Origin of the sequence: Nostoc sp. UIC 10630 (genome assembly GCF_010747425.1) — a bacterium.
Classification (GTDB): Bacteria; Cyanobacteriota; Cyanobacteriia; order Cyanobacteriales; family Nostocaceae; genus Nostoc.
This window is the reverse complement of the sequence record NZ_JAAGOG010000189.1, coordinates 1-15,091: the sequence shown is the minus strand read 5'-3', so window position 1 is coordinate 15,091 and position 15,091 is coordinate 1. Positions and strand designations below refer to the sequence as shown.

Genomic DNA, 15,091 nt, shown 5'->3' with positions numbered 1-15,091 from the left:
CCATTCCCCATTCCCCATTCCCCATTCCCTTCAATTTGCAACTCGAACCTTATCACCATCTTTGAGATATCCTGCACCATCAACTACGATGCGATCGCCTAATTGCAACCCACTCTTGATTTCTACTTTGTCGCCATTTGTAGGATTTTCTAAGTCCACTTTCTGACTGCGAACTATATCTCCACTTGATAAGGTGAATACAATTACACTTCCATCTGCTTGAGATTGGACTGCTTTTTGCGGCACTACCATCGTCATCCCTGAGTTAGTAGTAATTGCAGCATTCGCAAACATCCCTGGTTTAAGCAAAGTTGTTGGCGGTAAGTCAATTTTGACTGTAGCCTCTCGCCTTTGATCGTTCACTTGTGGTTGGATCTCTCTGACTCGTCCTTGCGATCGCACGCGCTGATCGACATCGGAAGTAATTTGCACAGATGCGCCAATTTTCACTTGATTTAATTGAATTTCAGGAACCTTCGCTTGAAGTTCTAACTTTTCATCTCGGATAATCGAAAATAGCTTTTGTGTGCCACCAATCACGGTTCCCACCTGCGTTTGCGGCGGTACACCAGTCACATCACCGACTCTGGCCAATTTCTCCGCAATGACTCCAGAAACTGGCGCACGCACCACAGTTTGTTCCAACTGAGTTTGTAGTTGTTGCACCCTAGCGGCACTGCTGCGGACATCAGCTTTGGCTTTGTTGATAATAGCTTGAGCGTTACTAATATTAGCCTGGGCGCTGCCGATATTGGCCTGGGCACTACGCAGGTTTTCTTGGGATAGATTCACAACTTGTATGGCAGTTTTTACAGCGTAGGAACGAGTATCAAGTTCTTGCCTACTAATGGTTCCAGAATCAGCTAGTTGTTGATAGCGCTGATAATTTTTGGCGGCTTCTTCTAGCTTTGCTTTCGCTTGAGCTAAATCTGCTTGTTTTTGCTGGACTATGGCTTTATTTGATGCTAAATCTGCCTGCTTGGATGCCAAATCTGCTTGTTTGGATTCCACATCGGCTTGTTTTGATTCGACATCTGCCTTTGCTTGGGTAATTTGGCTTTGCAGTATGGAACCATCCAACACCGCCAAAACTTGACCTTTTTTGACAAAAACCCCTTCTTTCACATCTTCAGGGATACTTTTGATTTGTAAACCGTTTGTCTGTGGTAAAACCGGAATTAAATCACGTGCTGCAACAGTTCCAGTAGTTTTAAGAGTACGCACAACACGGGCGGCTTCTACTGTGGCAATGGTAACTGTCATTGATGGGTTAATTTTTTTAGCTGCTACCGCGTTTTGTTGGCGGGATGGAAGATGACTTAATATACTCATTCCACCAAAGGCGATCGCAATTCCTAAACCAGCACCCAAAAATAATGGCTTCAACCATGCCTTAGTTGGTTTTTGCTCTGATTTGCTCAAAAAGCTAGCATCCTCAGAGGTTATAGGTTCTTCCACCTCGATTTCTGAAACACTTTCATCGCTCACAGTCCGACCTCCACTTTCTGTCTACCCATACCAATCTTGGTATTTTCTTAAGAAAACTTGAAATTTATTTACTTCCCATCAACTATGACGCATTTCATAGTAAATGTCTTTTATTTTTAACCGTATATAATAGAACTTCTTTGCTAAGAAAAATTACTGCTATCAAATACTTGAAGCCTTTCTGTAGATTATGATACAAGAAATTATTTCATCTCATCTAGCTACTCTAAATCACACAATATATCCATTTAGATCACCGTCAACCAATGCTTATATATGAAAAACTGATAAAGCTAATCTAGAATTATTTAATTAAAATTTGAGCTATCAATGTATGTTATTAAACCAGTAAAAGCTTTTATCTACGCAAACCCTAATTCTTTTAAAGCCTTTGTCTCGTCAGGAAGTCGTACATCCAGGGATAGTTCAAGCTAGCGTCTACAGCTAGACGTGAGTTACAAATGAGCAAACTCCATTACCCTAAATTCCAGCCAGGGCGATCCTGATAGTGGAATTTTGAAATCAATCAAATCAATAAATAATTGATATTTACCAGAGTCACCAGATATGTTCAATGCCACTGAAATTTTAATTGATGCCTTTGTAAATGAAATTAGAGAAGGCTACCGTCGCACTTATGGCTGCTTCAAAAATGATTATCAGGACATTATCGCCTGGGCTGGTAACATGGCTTTGGAAAACATTGCCAATAGCGATGCCCTTTATCACAATGTTGAACACACAGTTCTTGTCACCCTTGTGGGGCAAGAAATCTTACGTGGCAAACACATCAGAGAAGGCGGTGTTTCCAGTGAAGACTGGTTGCATTGTATTATTTCCTTAGTGAGCCATGATATTGGCTACGTTAAGGGAGTTTGCCGACTAGACCAAGAGGCAGTAGGCTTATATTCCACAGGTAAAAATGGCAAAATGGTTTCTGTAGCTCCTGGCGCTTCTGATGCCAGTCTCACGCCGTATCACGTTGATAGAGCCAAGCTTTTTATTGATGAGCGTTTTGGAGGTCACAAGTTAATAGATGCTGAGGCAATTAAAAGCAATATTGAACTAACACGATTTCCCGTGCCTGCGGCAGAAGATCATCAAGATACAAAGTGCTTTGCTGGGTTAGTCCGGGCTGCTGATTTGATTGGTCAACTAAGCGACCCACGTTATCTGAAAAAAATTACTTCTTTATTTTACGAGTTTGAAGAAACTGGTGTAAATAAAGTTTTGGGCTATAAAACCCCTGCCGATTTACGGAATAACTACGCTAAGTTTTACTGGAATGGAGTCTATCCCTATATCCAAGAAGGGCTGCATTACCTATCATTGACACAACAGGGCAAACAAATTCTCGCTAATCTCTACTCAAACGTGTTTGTTGTAGAACACGAAAAACAACAGCAAGAACAGCAGAAGTATTTAGAGAAGTTAGGAGTGGGTAGTTGAGAGTTAGGAGAGACGCGAAAAATCTGTGTCTGTACAGGAATTAGGAGTGGGTAGTGGGAAGTTGAGAATGATGAGTTATGAATTAAGGTGACATGACTCTGGGCTGAAGCCTCGGAGCTTCTAAGAATCACTTCTTAGCCTTCCTAGTTGTTCCCTTACGGGTTTTCGACTTTGACCTAGACTGAGATATCTCAATTGCTGGCAAACCGTCTGCATAGGCGTTTTGGATTCCGACGTGTCCCGCCGTACTAATGAGTTCTATTCCTCTATTTCTAATTACTTGTCCACTAGCAACATCGCGGTCTGTTAAGTATCCACAATTTTCACAATGATGCACTCTAACGCTCAAATCTTTTTTAACTGTTGCACCACACTCAGGACACTCTTGAGAAGTCCCCCTAGCGCTGACTTCGCCAAAGAATTTACTACGCTTCCAACAAACGTACTTGGTGATAGTTCGGAACTGCCCAAAGCCAGCATCAAGCATTTGTTTGCCAAGCATCCCCTTAGCCAAAGTGCGGTAATCCAAATCTTCCATGAAGACCATATCACCAGCATCACAAAGGGCATGAGCTTGTTTAAAGTGGAAATCCTTACGGATATTGTCAATAGTGTGGTGCAGTCTAGCAACTTTAATGCGTTGTTTCTCGTAATTAAAAGAGCGCTTTTTCTTCCTAGAAAGTCTGCGTTGCAGCAATTTCAGCTTGCTTTGCATCACCTTCAGGAATTTAGGCGACCTTACAAGAACTCCGTCGCTAGTTGCCAAAAACTTTTCAAGTCCAACGTCTACCCCAATCGGATGACCATGAGGCATTGGACTGGGAACGTTAACATCACATTGAATATTGATGTCAGCGTACCAAATATTAGCCTTGTTAATTATCCGAACCTGTTTAACCACAAATCCGCTTGGGATTGGGCGATGCAAGTTAATTGGAATCAGCCCCAGTTTGGGCAAGGCAATATGTACCCCGTCCACAGGATTTTGCTTGAACTGGGGGAACAACAAAGATTTAAATTGCCCAAACTTTTTAAACCTGGGGAATCCATGCCCAACTTTTTGAAATCCATCCCATGCTCGGTGCAATTGTTTAAGTGCTTGTTGCAAAACTTGACTTGGCACTTGACCCAATCGGGGGAATACTTTTTTAGCGCTTGGTAAGGCATTAAGTTGCTTCACTTCGCTGGGAAAAGGCAAGTCAGCAGCTATGATGTACTCATGGACAATCGAGCATCTGTCAACCATGCACTTCCGACTATTGCACCAATCCTTGATTTCTCGCAGCCCGTAATTATAGGCAACGCGACAAACATCCATCCACTCAAGGAGCGACTGTTCTTGAGTGATGTTGGGATAGATTCGATAGCGGTAATTCATAGTTAGCATTCCACTATTTTCGTATATTTAGTGGCAAGTGCAGCGCTAGTAAATATAAAGCCATGCTAGAAGCACGGGGTTTTAGACCCAATTTTTTGATAAAACTTTAAAACTCATAAACTCATAACTTATAACTCCTAACTACTATGGATTGGTGGCGACGACTAAAGAAAAATCCTTTGGCACAATTTGGGGCAATTTTGCTGTTAATTTTCTACATAGCAGTAATTGCAGCAGATTTCGTGGCTCCTTATGACCCTTATGCCTCACAGCCTAATGGTTCACTGCTGCCGCCAACTCAGATACACTGGGTTTCTCAATCAGGACAGTTTATCGGGCCCCATGTTTATCCCACAACTCAGGGAGACACAAATTTAGAAACAGGCGATCGCCAACTCATTGTAGACTTCAAAAAGCCATCACCTGTACGTCTATTTGTTTCCGGGCCAGAATACCGATTGTTGCAGATGAGTTTGCCACTACCCCCCAAGTGGGATGAAGTCACAATTTTTCCTGGTATTCCCTTAAATTGGCATTTATTTGGCACAACAACTGACGCAAAAGTCAATATCTTAGGTACTGATGACCAAAGCCGCGACCAATTTAGTCGCCTCTTACATGGCGGTCGCATCAGTATGTTTATTGGGATTTTTGGCATTATCATTACCTATCCCCTTGGTTTGCTCATCGGTGGAATTTCCGGTTATTTAGGCGGTGTGACTGATAGCGTCATTATGCGCTTGGCAGAAGTGCTAATGACTTTCCCTAGTATTTATCTTTTGGTGACTTTGGGAGCAGTCTTACCACCTGGTTTAAGTAGTACCCAGCGCTTTTTGCTGATTGTGGTGATTACTTCGGTTATTAGCTGGGCTGGTTTAGCACGAGTCATTCGAGGACAGGTACTATCAATTAAAGAGCGAGAATTTGTTCAAGCGTCACGCGCGATGGGCGCAAACCCACTTTATATAATCCTCCGCCACGTCTTGCCGCAAACGGCTAGTTATGTAGTTATCTCTGCTACTCTTGCAATTCCCAGCTTTATTGGCGCAGAAGCGATACTAAGTCTCATCGGCTTGGGAATTCAACAACCAGACCCCTCTTGGGGCAATATGCTTTCTCTGGCTAGCAATGCTTCTATTTTGGTACTGCAACCTTGGTTAATTTGGCCGCCGGCTGTGCTGATTATTCTCACAGTGCTAGCATTCAACTTACTCGGTGATGGCCTCAGAGATGCACTCGACCCTCGGAGTTTGAGAAGATAAGCTCTGAGAATAGCAAATGCGATCGCCGAAATAACAAATGCGATCGCCAAAATAGCAAATGCGAACGCTGATATAGCAAATGCGAATGCTGAAGTAACAAATGCGATCGCCGAAGTAACAAATGCGATCGCCGAAATAGCAAATGCGAACGCTGAAGTAACAAATGCGATCGCTGAAATAGCAAATGCGATCACCGAAATAGCAAATGCGATCGCCGAAATAGCAAATGCGAATGCTGAAGTAACAAATGCGATCGCCGAAATAGCAAATGCGATCGCCGAAATAGCAAATGTGAACGCCGAAATAGCAAATGGAGTCGCCAAAATAGCAAATGCGATCGCTCTACTCTACTGCTGTAAAACCCAACGGCGAAAAAGTTCTACCATAATCCGCCAGTTTCCCTGAGTTTCCTCAACCACATCATGACGCTTCAGAGTATTCAGCGCTTCCTGTAAATCAGCGTCGTTCATACCTGTAGATTGAGCTAAGGCATCCAGACTTAAACCCTCTGGGTGAGGTGCAAGTACTCGTACAATTGCTTGTTGACCCTCAGCACCCCGCGCCGCCTGACCCCAAACCCCATCAAAGTAGTAGCGTCCCCGCTTGAAAAACTCAGGATCATTGATAACTGCTTCCACATCTTCTACTGTGAAAACTGGGTCACGCGATCGCCCTTGCTCAAAAACAAAGTCATTGTAGCGGCGCACTAGCTGAAAACCCAGTAGTTGCACTAAATATGGTTGACCGTGTGTCAAAGCATAAATTTCATCTAAAGCTTCCGGGATGTAGTCGAGAGGGAAGTCTTCATTATCTGGATTAGCAAGAATTTGGCGTGTAGCTGCACGTTCTTGAAAGCCTACATGAATAGGAATGACACTGGCAAAGAAGGGTTGAAAATAATCTGCTGTCATCTCTTCTAAAGTGTGCAAACCAGCAAATGCAAAGGCGATTTTAGAACTCATTTGCACTAAACCGCGCAAAAAACCCATAAAGTCCATAGGAATTTTTTTCGCTTCAATTAAATCTTCAATTTTCTCAAACTCGTCTAAGGCAATGATTAACCCACCATCTAACTGTGCTTCTACCTGTTTTAAATAGCGTTCAAAAGTCCGGTAGGGGAGATTTAGTAAATCAGCGTCAGTTGGGGGTGGAAGTTTTACAGTTTGAGAAATTTCATCACAAATTGCCATCAATACTTCACCGACACCTTGGGGGCTATCTCCCAAACGTAGCAAGTTGACATAAGCTAGCTGTATCTGTGACTCTAAACGGTTAGCAACGTTAACTAAAATAGAGGTTTTGCCCATACGCCTGTGACCGTAGAGAACTATAGACTGGAGTTGATTACCCATAACCCAGAGTTCTTCTAAGTGTCTGATGATATCTTCTCGCCCAACAAATAGATGACCTTGAACGGGGTCGCCCATAACATAAGGACTAACTACAGGCTTGGTGATGGAAATTTCCCCCACTTCACCAGCAATTTCTAAAAGGCTGTCTTTCCAAGTTTTAGCGATATCTATAATTAACCCTTGTTCTGCTTGCAACAAGGTGTCGGCTTGATTTAGGATTTTTGTGAGTTCGCCTAATGCTCGATTGAGAGCTAAAGACCTGGCTGAACGTGATACAGTTCGTTCAATCAGTTGGACATCCTCAACAACTCGACGCAGAGTAGTAAGCATTTTCCAGGTGACTGGACGTAAAAGAGGTTCCCGTGGAAAAGAAAGAACTTGGATAGCAGCAATAGAGCCTGGTTTTTGAGCTTGATTAAACGCCGCTAGAGTTTGGGCAAGGGTATACATTTCCTCTCCGTAAAGTAGAGAACGCACTACTGTAAAAGCCTTTAATGCTTTCACTGGTTGTTTTTTATGCAGATACCAGAAACCAGCAGCAGCAGCGTGGGCAGGAGTATCTAAACGAGTATCTGTATAAAGAGGATATGTGTTAAGACGAGCTAGGTAATCTTTTGGCTCAGAGCTAAAGATGTAGAATAAGTCGAAAAAATTTCTGAGAAACCTTGACTTTAGGGTTTCATTTAGAGAAGCTGAAGCAAAACGTACTATATTCCAATCAAAAGGATTTGCCGCCAGTCGAGAGGCAGCCCAAATCATTTGCTCTGAGGGTATTTTGGCAAGTACTCTATTGACTGCTTGGACAACAGGAATGAACTGTAGAGTATATGCCAGCACTTCATTAGTATTATGTAAACCTGTTTCCCAATCATTTTGCAAGCAAGTTTCCAAGCGCCAAACAAGATTAGGAAGAGGAAGTGGAGTGATGCGGGGCATTAGCCAACTATCGTTTTGTATGATTCGCAAGTTTAAAAATGAGCCAATAAGCCAGGTTTCTGGACGCAGTACCGCCACGGCAAAAGCCAGGCATACCTCCAAGCAGACTGTTACGCCTCCCGCTACGCCTAACATTATGCCTCCCATTACGCCGGACGTTACGCCAAACACCACACCGGAAGCCATACTTCCTGCCACGCCTGACGCCACACCTCCCCCAAAACCTTCCAGCACGCCCAATGTTATGCCAAACACTACACATCCCGTCACGCATAGTGTCACGCCTAATGCCCTGCCGAACGTCACGTCTTCCACTATGCCTCTCAGCACGGCTACCGCCACGCCTAACGTCAGGCCTAACGTCACACCGAACGCTACACCGAACGCCACACTTCCTGCCACGTCTCCTGACATCACTCCTAAAATCACGCTTAACATCATGCTCAACGCTACGCCTAAAGCTACAGCGAACCAGCTAACAGGAATGTTTACTGCCTGAAAAATTAAACCTACAGCTAGAGATGTGACTACTGTTAAAACTAATCCTTGGAAAAATAAAAGTAACTGACGTTGGATAGCATTTTGACCCAATAACTCCCATCGCTTCCGCAAATTCATGTTCCTTTCAGAAATATGCCTGCCTCCGGATTCATTCACATACCATCGCAAAGCCTGGGGAAAGAAAAACACCCAGTACAAAAGGCGCAGATAATCCAAAGGGTTCCAAATAGACAGGGGACGCTTTAACTTGGGTGCTAAGTCTAAACGTGGTACAGGAGGTTGTTGGGTCATAATTCAGTTTTCATCCTCTGTATGTACTGCGAATAGATTTGATGACACGAATACATAAGTCGCTGGGGATGTCCGCAACTTTCTTTGATTAGTTGAATAATTTCCTCTTCTGAAAAACTAGCCGGAGTATTCATTAAACGACTGTGAATAAATCCACGGACTATATTTTCGTTCCAAGGCTGGATAATTTCTTCAATGCAAACGCCTTGGAAGGGTGAAGGATTATCTCGACTATCAGGAAATAAAACGTCTAGGTGTTCGCTGGCTGTAATCACCAAGCGCAGAGGTGGGTTAGCCTGTCCGTCAGCTAAACCACGCAGTTGTTGGCGCAAGTCTCTGGTAAAACCCTTCCAAGTCATTTGTTCTACTTCATCTAATAACAGCAATAGTTGCTGTTGTTGTAAATTACGAATTAATTGCCGACCCCTCTCGACAGGCATCTGAACTTTCTCGCAGAGTTCATCATAAAAGTCATCATCGTTAAAAATTAGGCTTAAGTTAAGATAAATTGCTTTGCGGGGTTTGAGCAATCGATGTTGTGCTTGTTGGTAAATAGCTTGGAGTAGAGAAGACTTACCGATTTTTTTCTCTCCAATCAGTGCTACGCTACTGCCGCTGTTTAGGGTTTCAAATATCCTTGTAATGTCTCTTTCCCGACCGTACAGTAGATGCTGGTCAGTGATGATGTCATTCAGGGGAGTAAATGGATTCTCTGTGTAAGTAGAGACAGAATCAACAATCTTATAATTTTGTGTTTCCAGCCATTGCGAATACTTATTTTTTAACCAAGCTAGAAATTTTATATCTTTACTTCTACTACTTTTATGATTAAATTCCAGAAATCCTTCGCGGTCTTGCTGGGGAGAAAATCGTCGGTTATATATCGTCCACATCTGCCTCCTCACAGTCTCTGCTGTGTCGGGAAGTTGCTTATTTTCTAATGATTGGTCTGCAACCTGATTATTGTTGTTAACAGTGTTTTCATCAGGAAATTTTGCCAGAAAAATCTCTTGTTCTGTAGGGCTTAAACCATACTGACGAAATACATCCATTACGAGAAAGGTTTGCCAAGAATTCATATTTTTGCCATTATCCTCAACACCTTGGCAAGCTAATCTGCACTTCTAGATTTTAACCAAACAGAATTTAAATATACCATTTTCCAGATATCTAAAAATGCGGAAGAATTTTTCCGGTAATTTTTTTGTTAACCGGAAAGGCTTTTCTGGGACTTTATTCCAAGCAAAATATATGCTGTTGTCAATGGTTATTTATTAATAAAACTGATTTTGAGGAGGTAAATTACTATGAGAGTCTCAACTGACAACGTAATTGTGCCATTGACAGTAGCTATCATAGGCTTGATTGGCGTTTTGGGTGCTGCTTGGATTGCGGTAAACGGAAAGACTAATACTGAAGCTCATATTTCTCTTACTTCTGATTCAGAATGCAATCAAACTTCTGCAACTAAAGTATGCATTTCTCACATCACTGTACAGTTTAATAGCAACGAACCTCAGCAAGTCAAAAATCGCGATCGCATACCTCTAAAAGCTGGAGATATTCTAAGACTATCAAACATCAGCTATTGCATACCATCTAAAGCTCTAGTCAATCGAGTAGAAGTAAAAAGTTATCTGTTTCCAAATGGAGTTGAGAATTATAAAAATGGTCTTTTCACTCCTAATACCTTCCTGATTAATGCTGGTTGTAATAATATTGGTAACTTCCAAAAAACTTGGAAACTTCAACCAGGACAGCACCGAGTTAACATACCCATTATCAAATATGTTGGTAGCAACAGGATCGTTGACAGTAGCTTTAATTTTGACTTGGACGTTGGACGGTAATTTCAGCTTAATACCGAATTCGCGGATCTACATAAGCATTTAAAATATCAATTAAAATGCTGGCACTCACAACGATCGCACCAAAAAAGACTAACACTCCTTGGACTGTGGGATAATCGCGATCAGCGATCGCTTGATACAGTCGATTTGCTAACCCAGGCCAAGAAAATGTCACTTCTGTCAAAATCGCCCCACCCAACAGAGAGGCAAAAGTTAATCCCAACACTGTAATTACTGGGATTAGAGCATTCTTTAAGGCATGGGAGGCTAAAATCTTATTTTCACCAATACCTCTAGCTCTAGCGGCTTCTACATAATCTGCTTGCAAGGTTTGCTTTAAATTTACTCGCACAATTCGTTCAAAAATCCCACTCAGCAAAATTCCCAAAGTCAGACTCGGTAGGGCAAGATGGTGCAAAGATGTGAAAAACTGGGTGAGATTTCCACCGAGTAAGCTATCAATTGTATACAACCCAGTCACAGGAGTGGGAGCCGGAAGATTAGGCGGAAAGCGGTTGGAATTGGGAAACCAACCCAGTTGGACTGAGAAAATCAACTGTAAAAGCATTCCCGCCCAAAACATGGGGAGTGCATAGGTGATAATCCCAAACAAGCGCCCACCAACATCGAAATATGTCCCAGGACGAGAAGCTGAAAGCGTCCCAACCGCAATTCCAACGATGAGTGCAACCGCCATACTACAGACTGCTAACTCCACCGTCGCCGGGAAATATTGCCCAATTATGTCCCAAACATTCTGTCCGCGACTCATTAGAGACGTTCCCAAGTCAAAGCGCAGTATGCTTCCCAAATAATTGAGATATTGTAGCCACAAAGGAAAGTTTAAACCTAGTTGTTTCCGCAATTCTTCTTTAGCAGCTTCTGGCGCACGTCCACCAAGAATTGCATCTGCGGGATCTCCTGGTGTTGCTCTTAATAAGAGAAAGACAATGGTGATAATTGTTAATAGCTGAAGTGGTGCGAGAAGCAACCGAGAAACTATGTAATATTGTAAAGCTTTAGAGCGAGACATATTTTACTTATTTATTATTTGTCATTTGCCATTTATTTTTACAAATGACAAATGACAGAGGACTAATGACTACTTTTTAATTGTCTGGTAAACCAGAATTTGGGTTGGGTTAAGTTGTACGCTGTTCACACCTTTTTGAGCAAATACATAGTCTTTGCTTTGCCATAAGGGAACATAAGGTACATCAGCAGTTACTTGCTTTTGAATTTCTGCAAAAATTTTCTGACGCGCTTCGGGATTCAGTTCTTTGCGTTGTTGATCGATCAGTTTATTCATCGCTTCGTTATAGTAGAACGAACCCTGAGTTTGACTGCCTCCATCTTCACATCCTTTAGCAACTGAACCTTTGTCACAAGACAAAAATGGCTGGACGTAATTATCTGGGTCTAAAAAGTCTGGATACCAATCAAGTAAAGCTCCTGGATATAATCCTTTGGCAATGTCTTTAAAAAATGTCGGGCCTTCCGCAGGGGTAACTTCAAATTGCAGAATTCCATCCATTTTGGCATCGACAAGAGATTTGAGCGTCTGTGCTGCCAAACTACGAGTAGGCGAACTAGAAGGATACCAAATTTGGACTTTTGCCGGATTTTCTTTGGAGAAACCAGCAGTAGTTAACAATTTTTTAGCTTGATCAAAGTTAGCATCGCCATAAGCATCTTTGAATAATGGCACAGAAACATTAAATGTTGTGGGAATCATGCTATAAAGCGGATCTGCTTGACCAAGTAAGGCCCGCTCATTTAAGAGTGGACGGTCAATTATTGACGCGATCGCTTGTCTGACTTCTAATTTATCTAAAGGCTTTTGATTCCGGTTCAATACCAGATAGCTTACTACACTACCTTCAGCTGCGATCGCTTGCCAATCCCCTTTTTTACCACCTTCTTCTAAGCTCCGATTTTGATCTGGCTGTAGCGATAGATAAGCCACATCTACAGCACCTGTACGGAAAGCATTAAACAAATTAACCGGACTAGTTTGAATTTGGAGGTTAACACCCTTGTTAATTGGTTTTTCTCCCCAATATTTATCAAACGTATCAAATCTTATTGAATCAGTACCATACTGCGCTAACTTGTAAGGGCCAGTTCCCACAAAAATATTCGGCTTAAATTTACCAGCGCCGAGTTCGTAAGCTTTTGGCGAAACTGCACATACCCCAGGAAACGCTAGCAGTGAAGGAAAGGCTGCAAAGGGCTTTTTCAGCTTAATGGTTAACTCATACTCACTTGTACTTTTTACCGAATCTACTATATCACCTAGTAAGAATGAAGGTTTTCCTTTATTTTGAATAAAGCGGTTGATGGTAAACGCCATTGCTTCGGCATTGAAGGGAGTCCCATCGTGAAAAACCACTCCCTGACGTAAGGGGATGGTATAAGTTAAGGCATCTTGACTGACTTTAGGTAATGCTGTCGCAAGCTGGGGCTTAATTTCCGTACTACCTGGTTCGTAGGTGTAGAGGCGATCGCTCATATTAAACACCAAACCCAAGGATGCTAACTCATAAGCATCAGCTGGATCAAGGGTTCTCGGCTTTGCTGTTGTACCTATCGTAATACGACCATCACCTGTAGGGCTATTTGCAGAACCCGATGGTGGCGTAGGAGGCTGTGGACGAGGAGCGCAACTAACAACTAAAAATAAGCATAGACAGAACAAAGATAGGAATTGTGTAATCCGACCCCACCGTTGCACGGACAAGGAAAACCAGGTCATACAGTTAAATTTCATGTAATGAGAAGTCAGTGATTATACTATATATTTGTTAGTTTTATAGAAAACTTTACAATTAATTACTACTTTAGATACTTTTTATAGAAGATTTTGCTCGAATAGATAAATTTATGTGTATTCAAGTTCATTAAGTAAAAACAATTAAATGCTTACTATAATGTGCAGAACTTTACCTCGTCATAATAATTCAAACTTCTAAATTAACTTTTCCTAATTTGGAGAAGTAGAGTCAAGAGAAGAGTAATTTAATATAAAAATTTCTTTTCCCTTATATCGTCCACCTTTAAAGTTATCTTGCTTACTTTTCGCATTTTTTTGATCATCACTTCTACTAATTGTATAATTCCATTCTTTGTCGTGTATTTCCAATGCCCATTCATATAGATTTCTAATTATTTCGCTATTATCATAAGTTATAAGGAATTTTATTTTTTCCTTATATCTATTTAATATTTGGCATAGCCTGAAGTGATCGTCTTTAGAAAATGAATGAGCATAAAGTTTATCTTGATCTGCATTAAAATAAGGAGGATCAATAAATAAAAAAGATCCATTGGGTACAGCTTCGATAACTTCTTCAAAATCGAGATTAGTAATTTTAACGTTTTGAAGTTTCTCTGAAGTTCGACGTATGTTTCTGGGCCAATTCTCTGGACGCATACTGTATTTGTCACCATACCCCCAATAACAGTTTTGATGATTCATAATCCCAGAGTAGGAGGTTCTGTTAAGGTAAAACCATCTACCAGCTCGTTCTAATTGATTTTGTGGAATAAATTCATTTTTGTAATATGTATGTCTTTCTTTCGTAGCAGATTCCCCTGCTAAAAATTTGATTAATTCTTCTGGTTGATCTCGAATTGTTAATAAGGTATTTATTAATAATTCATCAATATCATTGAGCCAATTAATATGTACTTTGTCTTTTACAAAAAAAATAGAACCACCCCCCGCAAAAGGTTCAACATAATAAGAGTGAGAAGGAATATGATTAAGAATCAAATTTCGAGCATAAAATTTGCCACCAGGATATCTAAATGGTGAGTTTATCGGTTTGTCCATAGTTACCTAAAATCTTCCTAATGTTATGCTTGGCATTTAGTATCCAAAGCATACATTAAATTTATTGTAAAGTTAGTAACAGAATACAATTATTAGCTCAATATTTAAATATGTAATCTTGTTATTATTTGTACAGAGCTACGTCTAATACAAAGAAGAATTTATTTTTATTAAAATTAAGCAATAATAATTTAAATAGCTTTAATTTAAATTATTATTAGTTATACATAATTAACAAATAATATAAGATATCGTAATCGTAAACAGCAGATTGAAAGTTTAATAGTGAGACTAAAAGCGTGAAGTATTTCTTTCTATCTGAGGGATGGGCAGTTGCTAGAGTCTGGGCATCTGATGGACTCTGGCAAGTAACTGCATGGCGACGGCAACCAGATATTCAGCGAATGAATATTTGTTTAGTGGAAGAAAACGAATTGCTATGGCTTTATCGAGTTGAAGAAGCCATTTTAACCGTGGAAGTGAAGCCGACAATACCAGTCACAGCAGGTACTAGCATAGGTCAAGTAGTACTCAAGCGTTTGATGAGTGCTGAACAGGTAATTGAACGCCTAAACACAGCTGAGGCAAAGTGCCAACTGCAAAATATCCATTTGGTGGTTCAGTAGGATCGGTATTGGGTATTGGGTATTGGGCATGGGCATGGGCTATGGGGAATTGGGTATGGGCTATGGGGCATTGAGCATTAGTTATTCTTTCTTCCTTTGCTTCCCCTGCCTCCCCTGCTCCCC

At 41.2% G+C, this 15,091-nt stretch carries 11 protein-coding genes; 4 read left to right on the top strand and 7 right to left on the bottom strand.

Annotated elements, in window-relative coordinates; all coding sequences use genetic code 11:
• Positions 1–30: 30 nt before the first annotated feature.
• Positions 31–1,488 (bottom strand): efflux RND transporter periplasmic adaptor subunit, encoded by a 1,458-nt coding sequence (locus G1O98_RS30380; protein WP_163936110.1) that lies wholly within the window; start codon positions 1,486–1,488, stop codon positions 31–33.
• A 567-nt stretch (positions 1,489–2,055) separates the two neighbouring features.
• Between G1O98_RS30380 and G1O98_RS30375 the strand changes: the two genes are divergently transcribed.
• Complete coding sequence (locus G1O98_RS30375; RefSeq protein ID WP_012409034.1) at positions 2,056–2,937, top strand: Npun_R2479 family HD domain-containing metalloprotein; 882 nt, start codon at positions 2,056–2,058, stop codon at positions 2,935–2,937.
• A gap of 127 nt (positions 2,938–3,064) precedes the next feature.
• Here G1O98_RS30375 and G1O98_RS30370 read toward each other — a convergent pair whose 3' ends face one another.
• A complete protein-coding gene (locus tag G1O98_RS30370) occupies positions 3,065–4,315 on the bottom strand; it encodes a transposase (RefSeq protein ID WP_243458584.1) in 1,251 nt (416 codons plus the stop codon).
• A 146-nt stretch (positions 4,316–4,461) separates the two neighbouring features.
• Here G1O98_RS30370 and G1O98_RS30365 point away from each other — a divergent pair, with 146 nt between their 5' ends.
• Positions 4,462–5,577, top strand: coding sequence for an ABC transporter permease (locus tag G1O98_RS30365; protein ID WP_012409033.1), 1,116 nt, complete (start codon positions 4,462–4,464; stop codon positions 5,575–5,577).
• A gap of 347 nt (positions 5,578–5,924) precedes the next feature.
• Here G1O98_RS30365 and G1O98_RS30360 read toward each other — a convergent pair whose 3' ends face one another.
• Together G1O98_RS30360 and G1O98_RS30355 are read right to left on the bottom strand one after the other, a co-directional pair.
• Positions 5,925–8,657: an ATP-binding protein gene (locus G1O98_RS30360; RefSeq protein WP_163936102.1), complete on the bottom strand. Its 2,733-nt coding sequence runs from the start codon at positions 8,655–8,657 to the stop codon at positions 5,925–5,927.
• Positions 8,654–9,736, bottom strand: coding sequence for an ATP-binding protein (locus G1O98_RS30355; protein WP_163936099.1), 1,083 nt, complete (start codon positions 9,734–9,736; stop codon positions 8,654–8,656). The genes G1O98_RS30360 and G1O98_RS30355 overlap by 4 nt, the downstream gene beginning before the upstream one ends.
• A 228-nt stretch (positions 9,737–9,964) precedes the next feature.
• Between G1O98_RS30355 and G1O98_RS30350 the strand changes: the two genes are divergently transcribed.
• Positions 9,965–10,507: a hypothetical protein gene (locus G1O98_RS30350; protein WP_163936096.1), complete on the top strand. Its 543-nt coding sequence runs from the start codon at positions 9,965–9,967 to the stop codon at positions 10,505–10,507.
• 7 nt (positions 10,508–10,514) lie between these two features.
• Here G1O98_RS30350 and G1O98_RS30345 read toward each other — a convergent pair whose 3' ends face one another.
• The 3 genes from G1O98_RS30345 to G1O98_RS30335 all read right to left on the bottom strand — a co-directional run bounded on the left by G1O98_RS30345 (position 10,515) and on the right by G1O98_RS30335 (position 14,342).
• A complete protein-coding gene (locus G1O98_RS30345; RefSeq protein WP_012409030.1) occupies positions 10,515–11,540 on the bottom strand; it encodes an ABC transporter permease in 1,026 nt (341 codons plus the stop codon).
• A 69-nt stretch (positions 11,541–11,609) separates the two neighbouring features.
• The gene (locus tag G1O98_RS30340) at positions 11,610–13,262 is read right to left on the bottom strand and encodes an ABC transporter substrate-binding protein (protein ID WP_163936093.1); all 1,653 of its coding nucleotides are present in this window, start codon (positions 13,260–13,262) and stop codon (positions 11,610–11,612) included.
• Between the two features lie 228 nt (positions 13,263–13,490).
• Positions 13,491–14,342: a DNA adenine methylase gene (locus G1O98_RS30335; RefSeq protein WP_163936090.1), complete on the bottom strand. Its 852-nt coding sequence runs from the start codon at positions 14,340–14,342 to the stop codon at positions 13,491–13,493.
• Between the two features lie 299 nt (positions 14,343–14,641).
• Here G1O98_RS30335 and G1O98_RS30330 point away from each other — a divergent pair, with 299 nt between their 5' ends.
• Positions 14,642–14,968 carry a hypothetical protein gene (locus G1O98_RS30330; protein WP_163936087.1) on the top strand — a complete coding sequence of 109 codons (327 nt, stop codon included), beginning with the start codon at positions 14,642–14,644 and terminating at the stop codon, positions 14,966–14,968.
• Positions 14,969–15,091: the final 123 nt, after the last annotated feature.

Excerpts from the sequence above, each read along its gene's own strand:
- G1O98_RS30375 (WP_012409034.1), top strand. The coding sequence starts at position 2,056 with ATGTTCAATGCCACTGAAATTTTAATTGATGCCTTTGTAAATGAAATT.
- G1O98_RS30370 (WP_243458584.1), bottom strand. The coding sequence starts at position 4,315 with ATGAATTACCGCTATCGAATCTATCCCAACATCACTCAAGAACAGTCG.
- G1O98_RS30365 (WP_012409033.1), top strand. The coding sequence starts at position 4,462 with ATGGATTGGTGGCGACGACTAAAGAAAAATCCTTTGGCACAATTTGGG.
- G1O98_RS30360 (WP_163936102.1), bottom strand. The coding sequence starts at position 8,657 with ATGACCCAACAACCTCCTGTACCACGTTTAGACTTAGCACCCAAGTTA.
- G1O98_RS30355 (WP_163936099.1), bottom strand. The coding sequence starts at position 9,736 with ATGAATTCTTGGCAAACCTTTCTCGTAATGGATGTATTTCGTCAGTAT.
- G1O98_RS30350 (WP_163936096.1), top strand. The coding sequence starts at position 9,965 with ATGAGAGTCTCAACTGACAACGTAATTGTGCCATTGACAGTAGCTATC.
- G1O98_RS30345 (WP_012409030.1), bottom strand. The coding sequence starts at position 11,540 with ATGTCTCGCTCTAAAGCTTTACAATATTACATAGTTTCTCGGTTGCTT.
- G1O98_RS30340 (WP_163936093.1), bottom strand. The coding sequence starts at position 13,262 with ATGACCTGGTTTTCCTTGTCCGTGCAACGGTGGGGTCGGATTACACAA.
- G1O98_RS30335 (WP_163936090.1), bottom strand. The coding sequence starts at position 14,342 with ATGGACAAACCGATAAACTCACCATTTAGATATCCTGGTGGCAAATTT.